This window comes from Sphingomonas sp. KR3-1 (assembly GCF_040049295.1).
In the GTDB taxonomy this organism is placed as follows: Bacteria; Pseudomonadota; Alphaproteobacteria; order Sphingomonadales; family Sphingomonadaceae; genus Sphingomonas.
In genome coordinates this window covers 1,934,511-1,948,165 of sequence record NZ_JBDZDQ010000001.1, presented here as the reverse complement: position 1 = coordinate 1,948,165, position 13,655 = coordinate 1,934,511, and the positions used below count along the sequence as shown (strand labels likewise).

Here is a 13,655-nt window from a genome sequence, read left to right as displayed (position 1 = left end):
TACGGCGGCTTCAACATCCGCAGCCGATCCGATCGGCTGAGGAGGAGTAGAATATGGACCGGCTTGTCTACACAGCGATGTCAGGGCTGCGCAGCCAGATGCAGTCGCAGGCGACGATCGCGAACAACATCGCGAACGCCTCGACCATCGGCTTCCGCGCCGAGCGCGTCAGCTTCGACCGGCTGGTCCTCCAGGGCACCGGACTGGATACGCGCCAGATGGCCTCGGAGGAAGTCAACGACTTCGACCGCACCAAGGGCACGATGATCCAGACCGGCAACCCGCTCGACGTTGCGGTGAACGGCGATGCCTGGATGGCAGTCCAGGCGACCGACGGCACCGAAGCCTATACGAGGCGCGGCGATCTGACGATCGCGCCCTCGGGCGTGCTGGAAACCGGAGACGGTTTCCCGGTGATGGGGTCGGGGGGCCCCATCACCGTGCCGCCCGCCGACAAGATCATGATCGCCGATGACGGCACCGTCTCGATCGTGCCGCGTGGCGGCGATCCGACGCAGCCGCAGGTGATCGACAAGATCAAGCTGTGCAGCACCGACGGCAGCCAGACCGTCAAGGGGCTGGACAATCTCCTCCATGTGAAGGGCGGCGGCGTGCTGCCCGAGGACATGGATGCCAAGGTGACCGCGGGCTCGCTCGAGCAATCCAACGTCAACCTCACGCAAGCGCTGGTCGACATGATCGAGAACCAGCGCGCCTACGAAGTGCAGGCGGGCCTGCTCAAGGACGCCAAGAACATGGACGAAAGCTCCGCATCGCTGATGCGGATGCCGTCCTGATAAGGAGTTAGAACATGGGATCGGCAGCACTGCACATCGCGCGCACGGGCCTGGACGCCCAGGACACGCGCATGCGGGTCATTTCGAACAACCTCGCGAACGTGAACACCACCGCGTTCAAGAAGGACCGCGCCAGCTTCCAGACGCTCGCCTACCAGGTCGTTACCGCGCCGGGCGCCGCCTCGACCGCGGAGACCAAATACGCGACCGGCCTCAACCTCGGCACCGGCGTGCGCGTGCAGGGCACGCAGCGCATGGAGACGCAGGGCTCGCTGCAGACCACCGGCAACGGCCTGGACATGGCGATCGACGGTAATGGCTATTTCCAGGTGCAGATGCCCGGCGGCGGCATGGGCTATACCCGCGCCGGCAATTTCTCGCGCTCGGCAGAGGGCCAGCTGGTCACTTCCGAAGGCTATCAGGTGATGCCCGGCGTCACCATTCCGGAAGGCGCGATCTCGGTCACCGTCGGCAGCGACGGCACCGTCTCGGCGCAGATGCCGAACCAGACCGACCTCACCCAGATCGGCCAGATCCAGGTGGCGAGCTTCCCCAATGCGGCGGGCCTGCAGGCGGTGGGCGACAACTACCTGATCGAGACGCCGGCGAGCGGCACGGTCGCGCTCGGCAATGCCGGCGCCGACGGCCGCGGCACCGTGCGCCAGGGCATGCTCGAAGGCTCGAACGTCAATGTCGTCGAGGAGCTGGTCGACATGATCGAGACCCAGCGCGCCTATGAGGTGAACTCGAAGATGATCTCGGCGACCGACGAGATGGAAAAATATGTCAACCAGAACATCTGAGGGCCGCACGATGAAGTTCCTGTCAGGCCTCGCCACCGGCTCGCTGGTCGCCGCCGCAATGGCGTTCACCGCCACGCCCGCCAAGGCGCAGTTCCTGGGCATCGGCAAGAAGAAGCAGAAGGAGGATTTCTCCGTGACGCTTCCCGCCGCCGAGCCCGCCGCGCCGCCGGCCAATGGCGGCATCTTCCAGGCGGGCGACGGCTATGCCGCGCTCTACGAGGGGATGCGCGCGCGGCGCGTCGGCGATCCGCTGTCGATCCTGCTGGTCGAGAAGACCGCGGCGTCGAAGTCGGCGGGCAGCAAGCTCGACAGCTCGGGCGGCTTCGGCATCACCCCGCCGACCACCGGCAACCTCTCGCTGTTCAAGGACACCGATGCCAGCGTGAGCGGCAAGCGCAACTTCGCGGGCACCGGCGCCGCCGACCAGTCGAACGCGCTGTCGGGCGAGATCAGCGTCACCGTCGCCGCGGTCTATCCCAATGGCACGATGCTGGTGCAGGGCCAGAAGCGCGTGACGCTCAATCGCGGCGACGAATATGTCCAGATCAAGGGCATCGTCCGCACCGCCGATATCGACGCGAACAACCGCGTGCTGTCGACGCGCGTCGCCGATGCCCGCATCGCCTATACCGGCAAGGGCGATGTCGCCCGCGCCAGCCGCCAGGGCTGGCTGAGCCGGTTCTTCTCCGTGATCAGTCCCTTCTAAGAGCCGGAGCCAGAGCCATGATCCGTCGCCTCCTCGCGCTCGCCGCCTTCTCCCTCGCCGCCGCCATCGCGCCGGCGCACGCCCAGCGCGTGAAGGACCTGGGCACCTTCCAGGGCATCCGTACCAACCAGCTCACGGGCTATGGCGTGGTCGTCGGCCTGCCGGGCACGGGCGACGACAATCTGGAATATACCGTCCAGTCGATGAAGAGCGTCGCGTCGCGCTTCGGGCTCCAGCTGCCCCAGGGCGTCGCCCCGGGCCTCAAGAACGCCGCGGTGGTGATGATCACCGCCGAGCTGCCCGCCTTCTCCAAGCCGGGCCAGAAGCTCGACATCACCGTCTCGTCGATGGGCAAGGCCAAGTCGCTGCGCGGCGGCACGCTGATCCTGACGCCGCTCCAGGGCGCCGACGGGCAGATCTATGCCATGGCGCAGGGCAACCTCGCGGTGGGCGGCCTGGGTGCCGAAGGCGCCGACGGCTCGAAGATCGTGGTCAACACCCCCTCCTCGGGTCGCATCCCGGAGGGCGCGACGGTGGAGCGCAGCGTCGATACCGGCTTCGACAAGTCGCCCTTCCTCACCTTCAACCTCGCCCGTGCCGACTTCACCACGGCGCAGCGCGTGCAGGACGCCATCAACACCCGCTTCGGCCCGGGCCGCGCCCGCGCGCTCGACGGCGTCTCGATCGCCATCCAGGCGCCCGAGGGCCGCGACGTGCGCGCCGAGCTGATGAGCGAAGTCGAGAATCTCCAGGTCGAGGCCGCCGAGGCCGCCGCCCGCGTCATCGTTAACGCGCGCACCGGCACGGTGGTGATCAACTCGGCCGTCCGGGTCAGCCCGGCCGCGGTAACACATGGTAAACTCACCGTTCGTATTGATGAAAATCAGCGCACGAGCCAGCCCGCGCCGTTCAGCAAGGGCGAGACCCGCACCGAGGAGCATTCCACGGTCGGAGTGGAGGAGGAGAAGCACCCCATGTTCCTGATGGCACCGGGGCCGAAGCTTTCGGATGTGGTCAAGGCGGTGAACGCGATCGGCGCGTCGCCGGCGGACCTCGTCGCGATCCTCGAGGCGCTCAAGGAGGCCGGCGCGCTCAAGGCCGAGCTGATCATCCTGTGAGCAACGTCGTCGGCCCTGTCGGGAGCCCGAGCAGCGGCGTGTCGACCGACACGTCGCGCCTCGCCTCCAAGGAGAACCTCGCAGCCGCCGGCCAGCGCTTCGAGGCGATCTTCACGGGCATGATGCTCAAGTCGATGCGCCAGGCCAAGCTGGGCGACGGGCTGTTCGACAGCAAGGGCGAGGACCAGTTCCGCGACATGCAGGACCAGAAGCTCGCCCAGGACATGGCCGTCCACGCGCCGATCGGCATCGGCAAGGCGATGACCGCCTTCCTCTCCAAGAGCGCCCAGGCCGTGCCGTCCGATGCCGGCGCCACGACGGCCGCAGCCGATGCGGCGCTCGGCGCGGCCAAGGGAGGCGCCGTCAAATGACCGACCTGCTTTCGATCGGCGCCAGCGGCGCGCGGGCCTATCAGTCCGCGCTCGCCACCACGTCGGACAATATCTCCAACGCTGCGACCACGGGCTATTCGCGCCGCGTCGCCACGGTGCGCGAGATCGTCGCCACCGGCGGCAACACCAGCGCGATCGGCGCGGGCCTGGGCGCCAATGTCAGCGGCGTCACCCGTACCGCCGACGCGTTCAAGGCGAGCGAAGTGCGCACCTCGAGCGCCGACCTCGCCCGCACGCTCACCGGCGCGAGCTGGCTCGGGCGGATCGACACCGGCCTGACCAGCAACCAGCTGGGCAGCCAGCTCACGGCCTTCTTCACCTCGGCCAAGGCGGTGGCGGCGGACCCGACGGCGCTGCCGGCGCGCGCGACGATGCTCGAGAACGCCCGCGGCGTCGCCGCCGCGTTCAGCGCGACGGGGCAGGCGCTCGACGGCGCGATGACCGACCTCAAGGCCTCGGCCGATACCGCGGTGACGCAGCTCAACAACCTCTCGGCGAGCCTCGCCAAGGTCAATGCCGGCCTGGCCCGCGCCACCGACGGCACCGCCGGCCAGGCGGCCCTGCTCGACCAGCGCGACCAGATGCTGGAACAGATGAGCGCGCTGACCGACGTCACCGTGAACTTCGACAGCTATGGCCGCGCCACCGTCCATGCCGGCAATGCGACCGGTCCGCTGCTCGTCGAGGGCGCGCAGGCGGGCATCGTCGCGCAGAGCAGCAACGACGAAGGCAGCTTCGCGTTCACGGTAAAGCAGGCGACCGGCGCGGTGCAGGCAATGGCCCCGAACGGCGGCGCGCTCGCCGGCATCGCGGAGAGCGGCTCGCGCATCGCCGCGGCGCGCGACGCGATCGGCCAGATGGCGCAGGACTTCGCCGACGGCGTCAACGCGGTGCAGGCCGCCGGCAACGACCTGCAAGGCAATGCCGGCCAGCCGATCTTCACCGTCGGCGACCCGGCCTATCAGCTCAGCGTCGCGCTCGACGACCCGCGCGGCATCGCCGCCGCGGCGACCGGCGGCGGCACGCGCGACAATTCCAACCTCGCCGGGCTCGACGCGCTGCGCACCAGCGGCAATTTCGAGCAGGGGGTGACCGATCTCACCGCTGCCAACGGCGCCGCGCTCGCGGGCCGCAACAGCATCGCCGACGCCCAGACCTCGATTCGCGACGCCGCCGTTTCGGCGCGCGATTCGGTGAGCGGCGTCAATATCGACGAGGAGGCGGTCGATCTGATGCGCTTCCAGCAGGCCTATCAGGCGTCGACCCGGGTGATCCAGGTCGCGCGCGAGACGCTGCAGTCCATCCTCGACATCAGGTAACCCGCCATGCGCATCGCCACTTCGCAGATGTATAGCCAATCGGTGTCGCTGATGAGCCAGCTCACCGCCTCGGCCGACAAGACCCAGACCCAGATCGCGACCACCAAGCTGGGCGTGACCGCGGCCTCGGATGCGGCATCCTATGTGAAGCTGCAGCAGATCCAGCGCGCCACCACCGGCGATGCGACCTACAAGTCGAACATCACCGTGGCGCAGGGCGTGCTCGCCCAGACCGACCAGACGCTCGACAGCGTGCAGACGCAGCTCCAGCGCGCGCTTGAGCTGGCGACGCGCGCCGCCAACGACACGCTCTCGGACTCGGACCGCGCCTCGATCGGCGAGGAACTGAGCTCGATCCGCGACACGCTCTACGGCCTCGCCAACACCAAGGACGATATCCGCGGCCAGCCGCTGTTCGGCGGCGCCACCGGCGACACCGCCTATGTGACCAACGCCGACGGCTCGATCAGCTTCGCCGGCGCCGGCGAGCCTTCGGGCATCCCGGTCGCGGACGGCGAGACGGTGCAGCCGACGATCAGCGGCCAGCGCGTGTTCTCCACCGCCGATGCCGACATGTTCGCGATCATCGGCAATCTCGCCGACGCGCTGAAGGCCGGCGGCAACGTGAAGGCGGCGGCCGGCACCGCGCTCGACGGGATCAACACCTCGCTCGACCAGGTGACGCTCGCCCGCGCCTCGATCGGCGCGCGCGGCGCGCGGCTCGACATCGAGGCCGACCGGCTGACCAAGGTGGCCGAGACGCGCGAGGAGACGCGATCGGGCATCGAGGACACCGACATCCCGACCGCGGTAGCGAACCTGCAGAAGACGCTGACCGTGCTGCAGGCGACCCAGGCCAGCTTCACCAAGCTGACCAGCGTCTCGCTGTTCGACTATCTGAAATAAGCTTCGGGAAAACCGCGATTTTCCTCTGCGCGCCCGGCAAAGGCCGGCGCGGCTAGGCGGCGCGCGGGCGAAACCCAAGCGAAACCGCGAAATAATTCGTGCCGGTAACGAATTAACCATGATTTTCCGCTGAATATCACAGCCAACAGGTCGTTAACCGAGACGACAAATCGGGGGTTCGCGCACAATGTTTCCGGCAATCGGCCTGGTCATCCTGCTGGCGATGGTCTTCGGTGGTTTCGCAATTACCGGCGGCGCGCTTGGCCCCGTGCTGGAAGCCATCCCGCACGAGATGCTCATCATCGGCGGCGCCGCCATCGGCGCGCTCGTCATCGGCAACTCGATGAAGGAGCTGAAGGCGCTCGGCGGCGGCTTCATGAAAGTGCTCAAGGGCCCGAAATACAAGAAGCAGGACTATCTCGACACGATCTTCCTGGTCTCCAAGCTGATGAAGATGCTGCGGACCGAGGGCCCGATCGCGCTCGAGCCGCATGTCGAGGACCCCAAGTCCAGCGCGATCTTCGCCGAGTATCCGCGGCTGCAGGCCGATCACACGCTGATCAACCTGATCACCGACACGCTGCGCCTCGTCGTCGTCTCGTCGGGCACGCTCGACGTGCACGCGGTCGAAGAGGTGATGGACAATTCGATCAAGACCCACCACCACGAGGTCCAGGGCCCGCAGACGACGCTCCAGTCGCTCGGCGACGCCCTCCCCGCGCTCGGCATCGTCGCCGCGGTGCTCGGCGTGGTGAAGACGATGGGCTCGATCGACAAGCCGCCGAGCATCCTGGGCGCGATGATCGGCTCGGCGCTGGTCGGCACGTTCATGGGCGTGCTGCTCGCCTACGGCATCGTCGCGCCGCTCGCCGGGCGCCTGCAGCAGGTGATCGACGCCGATTCCGCCATCTACCACGTGGTCAAGCAGATCATCATCGCCTCGCTCCACGGCCATCCGCAGCCGCTGGTGATCGAGGCCGCACGCTCGAGCATCGCACACGCCAACCAGCCGGGCTTCGGCGAGGTGTTCGACGGGTTGAGGGGCCGGTAAATGGCCGCTGCCCGCGCACCGCACGGGAACCAGGTCCAGCCGAAGATCATCGTCAAGAAGATCTTCGTCGAGGGGCATGGCGGCCATCACGGCGGCGCCTGGAAGGTCGCCTATGCCGATTTCGTGACCGCGATGATGGCGTTCTTCCTGCTGCTCTGGATCCTCGGCGCCACCACCGAGAAGCAGCGCAAGGCGCTGGCCGATTATTTCGCGCCGACCCTGGTCGAATTGAAGCAGAACAGCGCCGGCTCGAACGGGCTGTTCGGCGGCGAGGCGATCAACCAGCGCGACAATTATCCCGGCAAGGCATCGCAGACCGGCACCAAGTCGCTGACCGTGCCGGTGGGCGGCAGCGGCGGCAAGGATGTCGGCACCGGCGCCAAGGGCACGCTCAAGGACCAGCGCGCGCTGACGCAGCAGGACCAGAAGAATTTCGACGAGGCGCAGAAGCGCATCCGCCAGCGCATGCAGGCAACGCCGGCGCTGTCGAAGCTCGCCAACCATATCCGCTTCGTGCCGACGCGCGACGGCATGCGGATCGACCTGATCGACGACGCCAATTATTCGATGTTCAACCTGGGCACGACCGCGCTGGTGCCCGAGGCGAGCGCGCTGATCGGCACGATCGCGGACTCGATCAAGGGCATGGAAAACCCGATCATGATCCGCGGCCATACCGACAGCCTGCCCTATGGCGACCCGCTGGCGATGAACAACTGGATGCTCTCCAGCGGCCGCGCCGAGGCGACGCGCCGGCGCCTGCTCTCGGGCAACGTCACCGAGATGCGCTTCGAGCGGATCGAGGGCGTCGCCGACCGCGAGCCGCTGATCGTCGAGAACCCCGCCGACCCGCGCAACCGCCGCGTGTCGATCACCCTGCTCTATCGCCGGATCATGGACCAGGACCCGCAGGGCCGCTTCCGCCCCGGCCTGCGCGCCAGCAAGGAAGGCGGCTCGCCCTTCGATCGCTGAGACCTCCCCTCCCTGCGGGGAGGGGTGAAGATGGATGACGCGGCGCTACCCGATCAGAAGAACTGCTTGCGGAAGGTGAGCTTCACCGTGCGGCCGATCGGATCGCGCAGGTTCGGCGCATAGGCCGAGGGCGTCTCGCCATTCTGGTCGGTCACGCGCTGGCGGGCGTCGAAGACATTGTCGACGCGCAGCTGGATCCGCGAGCCGCGGAACCAGGGATGCTTGAGCAGGAAATCGATGTCCTGGCCGGGGTTGAACTCGGCGAGCATGCCGACCTTGGCAAGGCTGCCGAAGTTGAGCTCGCTGGCACTGCCCGGCGCGCCGGTGCCGGTGACGGTGTGCGTGCCGCTGGTCCAGTTGCCGTTGAGCTGGAACAGCAGCGCATCGCGCTTGACGCCGGCGATGACGTCGACGCGGTGCGCGGCGATCGTCTGCGCGCTCGAGCCGTCGAGCCGGTTGATCACCGGCAGGCCCGGGCGGATCATCACTTCGTCGTGCAGCACCCAGGTGTGATAGGCGCTGAAGATCAGGCGATTGCCGCCACCGCCGCCGCCAAAGCCGCCGCGTCCACCGCCACCGCCGCCGAAGTTGCGGCCACCGCCGCCACCGCCGCCGCCCGGGCCGCCGGTGCTGACGGTGGTGCCGGACTGGCCGCCGGGCGCATCGCCCTGGGTGCGGGCCTGGCCCTGCTCCTGGCCGGACGACGACTGGCCCTGCTGGCCTTCGCCGCGCTGGCCGTCCGGACGCCGGCCGCCGCCGAACTGGCTGCTCAGCGTGCCGCCGAACAGGCTCGATTGCTGGCCGAGCTTGCGGAACTGGTCGAACATCGCGGTCATCTCGGGCGGCATCGGCTGGCCGGTGCGGCGCGATTCCTCGCGTGCCTTCATGAACGCCTCGCGGCGCTCGCGCATCCGCGTCGCCTGGGGCGAGGCGATCGGCAGGAACAGGTTGAAGCCCCAGCGCAGCTCCTGGTGCTCGGTGCGGTCGTAATTGACCGGGCGATAGTCGACGCTGACCAGGTCGCCGTCCGCATTGCGCACGAACCGGTCGGGGAACGCCGCCTCGACTTCGGCCGAGGCACCCGGGAAGTTCTGCACCGCGTTGCGGAAGCGGGTGTTGGTGTAGTTCACCACGATGCCGAGGTTGGTCTTGTCGAACGGGCGGATGTTGAGCCCGGCGCGGAACACCTTGCGGCTGTCCGCCGAGAGCAGCGGGTTGCCGCCGGTGATCTGGGTGATGTTGACGCTCTCGCCGCGCACGAAATCATAGATCGGCACGTTGGGGGTGACGAGCGTGGGGTTGCCGAGCTGGCCGGGCGAGGGCGCGTTGCTGTCGTCGATGAAGCTGACGATCGCCTGGACCTGGGTGATCGGCGACCAGTTGAAGCCATAGCCGGTGGTGGTCAGCCGGCCGAAGTCCGAAAGCTGCTCGACTTCGAAATTGGCGTTGATCGAGAGGTCGCCGATCGCGTCGAGGAACGCGCGGCGGCGGCTGGCGATCGGGATCGAGATGTTGCCGCGCACGCTGCCGGTGTCGCGCGAGACGGCGCCGGTGGTGACCACGCCAAGCCGCGACGTGCGGCTGTCCAGGTCGTTGGTGCGGCCCGCGACGCGCAGGCTGGTGGTCACGTCGCCGGCGGGCAGCTTGAACAGCGAGCCGTTGGTCAGGAACTCGACATTGCCGACCTTGGCGGTCGATTCGCTCCACGAATCGGGGCGGTTGCCGAGCAGGTCGTAGGGGATCGGGCCGAACGGGTTGAAGTTCGGATCGCGCGCATTGAGCAGCGCCTGCGCCTGGGCGGGATCGAAGCCGACGGTGGTCGTCGTGTCGCTGCCGGTCTGCTGGTAATTGGCGTTGAGCGACCAGCGCCAGCTCTTGATCCAGGGCGCGCTGTCGCCGTTGATCGTGATCTCGCCGCGCAGCGACTGGCTGCCGTTCGAGCGGGTCAGCGGGTTGAGATTGTCGTAGTAGCGCAGCAGCTGGACGTTCTGCGAGAAGGGCGAGAACGGATTGCCCGCCGGCAGGGTCAGCGTCGCGCTCGGCAGGCCGAGCAGCGATTCGCTTTCGGTCACGTCGAGGTTGATCGTCGCAGTGGCGCTCACCTTGGCCGAGAGCGCGCGGTTGTAGATGCCGCTGATCGCCAGGTTCTTCGCCGGCCCGACCAGCGTGCGATAGGGAGAGAGATCGGTGACGTTGGGATCGTTGGCGTTCGCCGCATAGCCGGCAAGCGACTGCTGGGCGCTGAGGGGCACGCCGGCTACCGTCACCGGCCTGCCGGCCAGCGCGCTCAGCGCCGGGTCGATCTCGCGGCCGGTCTCGCCGGTAACCGGATCGACGACCACGGCACCGAGGCCGGCGATGTTGCCCGTGGTGTCGAACAGCGTCGAGGCCGCGCGGGTCACGCCGCGCTCGCTCTCGAGGATGCCCGAATTCTGGTTGTACTTCACATCCAGCGTCACCCGCCCGTTGCGGTTGAGCTTGAGGATGTTGACGTTGCCGCTCTCGGTCGAATTGCCGCCGGCGGTGGGCATCTGGCCTTCCAGCACCGTCGTCACTGCCTGGAAGCGGCTGCGCAGGACGAAGTTGATCACCTTCTGCGTCGCGGCATAGCCATATTGCAGCGCGACTTCCTCGGGCAGGATGTCGATCCGCTCGATCGCCTCGGTCGGCAGGTCGCGGACTTCGTTCATGCTCGAGCGGCGGCCACTGATCAGGATCACCGGCTGCTCGTCGCCACGGCCCGAGCCGCTGCCGAGCTGGGCCTGGAGCGCCGTGATCAGCTCCGAGACGTTCGAGGCGCCATAGGCGCGGATATCGGCCGGGGCGAGCTGGACCTCGGGCTTGACGTCGGTCTTCACCGCGCCGGGCAGCACGCCGTTGACGACGATCGTGCCTTCGTCGCTGAATTCGTCGCTGCCCTGATCCTGCGCGGGGGCGCGCGGCGGGGTCTGGCTGGGCGCGGGGGCGGGGGCCGGAGTCGGCGCCGGCGTCTGCTGCGCCTGGGCAAAAGCTGCCCCCGGCATTGTGCCCGCCAGCAACGCGGCAATGGCAGACCCCAGCATCAACGTCGAACGCATCGAATTCCCCACTTTTCCCGAAAACCCCGCGGCGCACCTGACACCGCTTGCATGAACGCCGCGTGGCTACCCGCGACATGTCGCAGAAGTTTGCCGGGTTCCCGAAAAAATTGCGGCACCGCGGCATGTCTGCCGGGTGCCTGCATTTTTCACTGGTGCGGTCGAGAAGACTCGAACTTCCACGGCCTTTCGGCCACAACGACCTCAACGTTGCGCGTCTACCAGTTCCGCCACGACCGCACGTGAAATCCGCTGGATGAGTACCAGCGGCTGGTAAGGCAGCGGCCCCTAGCAACGCGTTTCTTACATTGCAAGCGCTTCCGCCGCGCTTTTCCAAATGAAGCGAAATCCGCTAAGCGCCCGCTCCCATGCGTCTCTCCCCCGCCCTTTCCGCAGAGATGCGCCGAATCCTCAGCCTGGCCTGGCCGGTTGCCCTCACCAGCCTCAACTGGACGATCCTGCACGTGACCGACGTGGTGGTGGTCGGCTTCAGCGGCACCGAGCAGGTGGCGGCGCTCGGCGCGAGCCGGGCGCTGACCTTTCCCGGCATCGTGATGGGACTGGGGGCGCTTACCGGCGTGCTCGTCCATGTCTCGCGCGCCGACGGGGCCAAGGACCTGCCGGGCACCGGCCGCGTGCTCCACCAGGGCCTGCTGCTCGCGGTCGCGCTCGGCATCCTCAGCGCCGCGCTCCTCTTCCTGTTCGCCGAGCCGATGCTGCGCGGGATCGGCGTGGCGCGGGAGATCGCGCCGCTTTCCGCCGATGTCGTGCGGGTGATGGCGCTCGCCTATCCCTTCCAGCTGCTGATCGTCACCGCGAGCTTCTTCCTGGAGGGAGTGAGCCGGCCGCAGCGCGTGACGGTGGTCAATCTCGCCATCCTGCCGGTCAACGCGCTGCTCGCCTGGGCGCTGTCGGGCGGGCATCTCGGGCTGCCGGCACTGGGCGCGACCGGCGCGGCGCTCGCCACCGCGATCGCCTCGGCGCTGGGCGCCGCCGGCATGCTCGCCGCCGCCTGGACCCTGCCCCGCGCCAAAGCACGCGGCGTGCACGACCTGGCCGGCATTTTCCGCCGCGATTCGCTGAAGGGCGCGCTGGGCCTCGCCAGGTTCGGGCTGGTGCCCGCCATCGCCTCGGGCCTCGAGCTGGCCGGCTTCTCGATCCTGATCGCATTGTCGACCGAGCTGGGCGAGATCACCACCCACGCCTTCCAGATCGTCTTCTCGATCCACAACGTCACCTTCTCGGTCGCGCTCGGCCTGGGATCAGCGGCGGGCGTGCGCGCCGGCAATGCCGTGGGCGAAGGCGTGCCCGAGGCCGCGGGCCGGCGCACCGCCATCGCCGCCACGCTCGCGGCGCTGGCGACCGGCACGCTGGCGGTGCTGCTGGTCCTCGCTCCCTGGCCGCTGGTCGCGCTGTTCCCGGCGGTGCCCGAGGTCCACCGGCTCGCGCTCGCCATGCTGCCGGTCTGGGCGCCGTTCATCCTGTTCGACGGGGTGCAGGTGGTGTTCGTCTATGCGCTGCGCTCGCTCGGCGACCAGGTCGCGGCCGGGATCAATTCGGTGATCGCCTTCTTCGTGGTGACCGGCGGGGTGGGGCTGGGGCTGGTCCATGCCGGCTGGGGCGCGACCGGGCTGTGCCTGGCATCGGGGATCGGCATGGTGGTCGCCGCGGCGCTGCACGGTGCCCGGCTGTTGTGGATCAGCCGCCGGTTTCGCTAGCGGCGGTCAGCCGGCGATTTCGCTGACGGCGGTCAGCCGCCGATCTCGGTCGCGAAGGTCAGCCGCGCCGAGCGCGCCGTGCGCGGCAGGTCGACCTGCGCCGAATTGAACTCGATCGCCTGCTTGGGGCCAAGCTGGCGCAGCTGCGGGGTGACGCGCCAGCTATAGACGAGATGGTCCTGCTCGTCCTTCAGCTCGATGCGGATATCGGGCACATGCTGCTTGTCGGCGGTGGGATTCACCACCTTGCCCGAGATGATGAACAGCTCGCTGCCATTGGTCTGCGGCTTGAGCTCGACATTCTTGTCGGTGAACAGCAGCGGCGTCTCGACTTCGCCGCCGATGCCGAGCCCGAGCTGCGCCGCGAGGCCGGGCGCACCCGAATAGAGGATCGCGCCGGTGCCGAGCAGCATCGAGAAGCCGGCGATGAACGCGGCCGCGGTCCAGCGCTTGGCCGGGTTGCGGCGCGGCTTGAACGGCGGCTGCGGCGCGAAGGGATCATAGTCCGGCCCGGAGGAAGCGGCGGCGGCGCTGATCGAGGCATCGTCGAACACGCGCGGCGCGCCCTTGTCGCGCTTCGGCGCCTCGGCTTCGCGCTTGGGCGCGGGCGTGACCGGCCCATCTGCAGCAGTGGCCCGCGTCGTCAGGTCGAGCGCGACCGGCGCCTGGAACCAGCTATGCTTGCAGCTCGCGCAGCGCACGGTGCGGCCGTCGGCGCCAATGGCGCTGTCCGGTACCAGATAGCGGGTACGGCACTGGCTGCATTCGAGGATCATTACGCCGGCTCACCCTACGG

At 68.4% G+C, this 13,655-nt stretch carries 12 protein-coding genes and 1 tRNA gene; 10 read left to right on the top strand and 3 right to left on the bottom strand.

Annotated features, from left to right (window positions below; genetic code table 11):
- The first annotated feature begins 53 nt into the window (after positions 1–53).
- From flgF to ABLE38_RS09525, 9 genes are all read left to right on the top strand, one after another.
- The gene (gene flgF / locus ABLE38_RS09565; protein WP_348973919.1) at positions 54–797 is read left to right on the top strand and encodes a flagellar basal-body rod protein FlgF; all 744 of its coding nucleotides are present in this window, start codon (positions 54–56) and stop codon (positions 795–797) included.
- A gap of 14 nt (positions 798–811) precedes the next feature.
- Positions 812–1,600: a flagellar basal-body rod protein FlgG gene (flgG, locus tag ABLE38_RS09560; protein ID WP_348973918.1), complete on the top strand. Its 789-nt coding sequence runs from the start codon at positions 812–814 to the stop codon at positions 1,598–1,600.
- A gap of 58 nt (positions 1,601–1,658) precedes the next feature.
- Positions 1,659–2,306, top strand: a complete 648-nt coding sequence (locus ABLE38_RS09555; protein WP_348974479.1) for a flagellar basal body L-ring protein FlgH — start codon at positions 1,659–1,661, stop codon at positions 2,304–2,306.
- A gap of 17 nt (positions 2,307–2,323) precedes the next feature.
- Positions 2,324–3,424 carry a flagellar basal body P-ring protein FlgI gene (locus ABLE38_RS09550; protein WP_348973917.1) on the top strand — a complete coding sequence of 367 codons (1,101 nt, stop codon included), beginning with the start codon at positions 2,324–2,326 and terminating at the stop codon, positions 3,422–3,424.
- Positions 3,421–3,795 (top strand): rod-binding protein, encoded by a 375-nt coding sequence (locus ABLE38_RS09545; RefSeq protein ID WP_348973916.1) that lies wholly within the window; start codon positions 3,421–3,423, stop codon positions 3,793–3,795. The genes ABLE38_RS09550 and ABLE38_RS09545 overlap by 4 nt, the downstream gene beginning before the upstream one ends.
- Complete coding sequence (gene flgK / locus ABLE38_RS09540) at positions 3,792–5,135, top strand: flagellar hook-associated protein FlgK (RefSeq protein WP_348973915.1); 1,344 nt, start codon at positions 3,792–3,794, stop codon at positions 5,133–5,135. Before ABLE38_RS09545 ends, flgK begins: the two co-directional genes overlap by 4 nt.
- 6 nt (positions 5,136–5,141) lie before the next feature.
- Positions 5,142–6,041 carry a flagellin gene (locus ABLE38_RS09535; RefSeq protein WP_348973914.1) on the top strand — a complete coding sequence of 300 codons (900 nt, stop codon included), beginning with the start codon at positions 5,142–5,144 and terminating at the stop codon, positions 6,039–6,041.
- Positions 6,042–6,228: 187 nt separating this feature from the next.
- Positions 6,229–7,092, top strand: a complete 864-nt coding sequence (gene motA, locus ABLE38_RS09530; RefSeq protein ID WP_348973913.1) for a flagellar motor stator protein MotA — start codon at positions 6,229–6,231, stop codon at positions 7,090–7,092.
- On the top strand, positions 7,093–8,064 hold the full coding sequence (locus ABLE38_RS09525) for a flagellar motor protein MotB (RefSeq protein WP_348973912.1): 972 nt from the start codon (positions 7,093–7,095) through the stop codon (positions 8,062–8,064). It begins immediately after the preceding gene.
- A gap of 53 nt (positions 8,065–8,117) precedes the next feature.
- Here the strand turns inward: ABLE38_RS09525 and ABLE38_RS09520 are convergent, their stop codons facing one another.
- Entirely contained in the window at positions 8,118–11,141 is a 3,024-nt protein-coding gene (locus ABLE38_RS09520; protein WP_348973911.1) for a TonB-dependent receptor, read from the bottom strand.
- Positions 11,142–11,294: 153 nt separating this feature from the next.
- A tRNA-Leu gene (locus tag ABLE38_RS09515) sits at positions 11,295–11,381 on the bottom strand.
- Between the two features lie 158 nt (positions 11,382–11,539).
- Between ABLE38_RS09515 and ABLE38_RS09510 the strand changes: the two genes are divergently transcribed.
- Positions 11,540–12,859 (top strand): MATE family efflux transporter, encoded by a 1,320-nt coding sequence (locus tag ABLE38_RS09510; protein ID WP_348973910.1) that lies wholly within the window; start codon positions 11,540–11,542, stop codon positions 12,857–12,859.
- A 32-nt stretch (positions 12,860–12,891) separates the two neighbouring features.
- On the opposite strand, the gene ABLE38_RS09505 is transcribed toward ABLE38_RS09510, so the two are convergent.
- Positions 12,892–13,635 (bottom strand): MJ0042-type zinc finger domain-containing protein, encoded by a 744-nt coding sequence (locus ABLE38_RS09505; protein ID WP_348973909.1) that lies wholly within the window; start codon positions 13,633–13,635, stop codon positions 12,892–12,894.
- Between the last annotated feature and the right edge of the window lie 20 nt (positions 13,636–13,655).

Coding starts and splice junctions, on each gene's coding strand:
- ABLE38_RS09505 (WP_348973909.1), bottom strand. CDS start 13,635: ATGATCCTCGAATGCAGCCAGTGCCGTACCCGCTATCTGGTACCGGAC.
- ABLE38_RS09535 (WP_348973914.1), top strand. CDS start 5,142: ATGCGCATCGCCACTTCGCAGATGTATAGCCAATCGGTGTCGCTGATG.
- ABLE38_RS09525 (WP_348973912.1), top strand. CDS start 7,093: ATGGCCGCTGCCCGCGCACCGCACGGGAACCAGGTCCAGCCGAAGATC.
- ABLE38_RS09520 (WP_348973911.1), bottom strand. CDS start 11,141: ATGCGTTCGACGTTGATGCTGGGGTCTGCCATTGCCGCGTTGCTGGCG.
- flgK (WP_348973915.1), top strand. CDS start 3,792: ATGACCGACCTGCTTTCGATCGGCGCCAGCGGCGCGCGGGCCTATCAG.
- flgG (WP_348973918.1), top strand. CDS start 812: ATGGGATCGGCAGCACTGCACATCGCGCGCACGGGCCTGGACGCCCAG.
- ABLE38_RS09550 (WP_348973917.1), top strand. CDS start 2,324: ATGATCCGTCGCCTCCTCGCGCTCGCCGCCTTCTCCCTCGCCGCCGCC.
- flgF (WP_348973919.1), top strand. CDS start 54: ATGGACCGGCTTGTCTACACAGCGATGTCAGGGCTGCGCAGCCAGATG.
- ABLE38_RS09555 (WP_348974479.1), top strand. CDS start 1,659: ATGGCGTTCACCGCCACGCCCGCCAAGGCGCAGTTCCTGGGCATCGGC.
- motA (WP_348973913.1), top strand. CDS start 6,229: ATGTTTCCGGCAATCGGCCTGGTCATCCTGCTGGCGATGGTCTTCGGT.
- ABLE38_RS09510 (WP_348973910.1), top strand. CDS start 11,540: ATGCGCCGAATCCTCAGCCTGGCCTGGCCGGTTGCCCTCACCAGCCTC.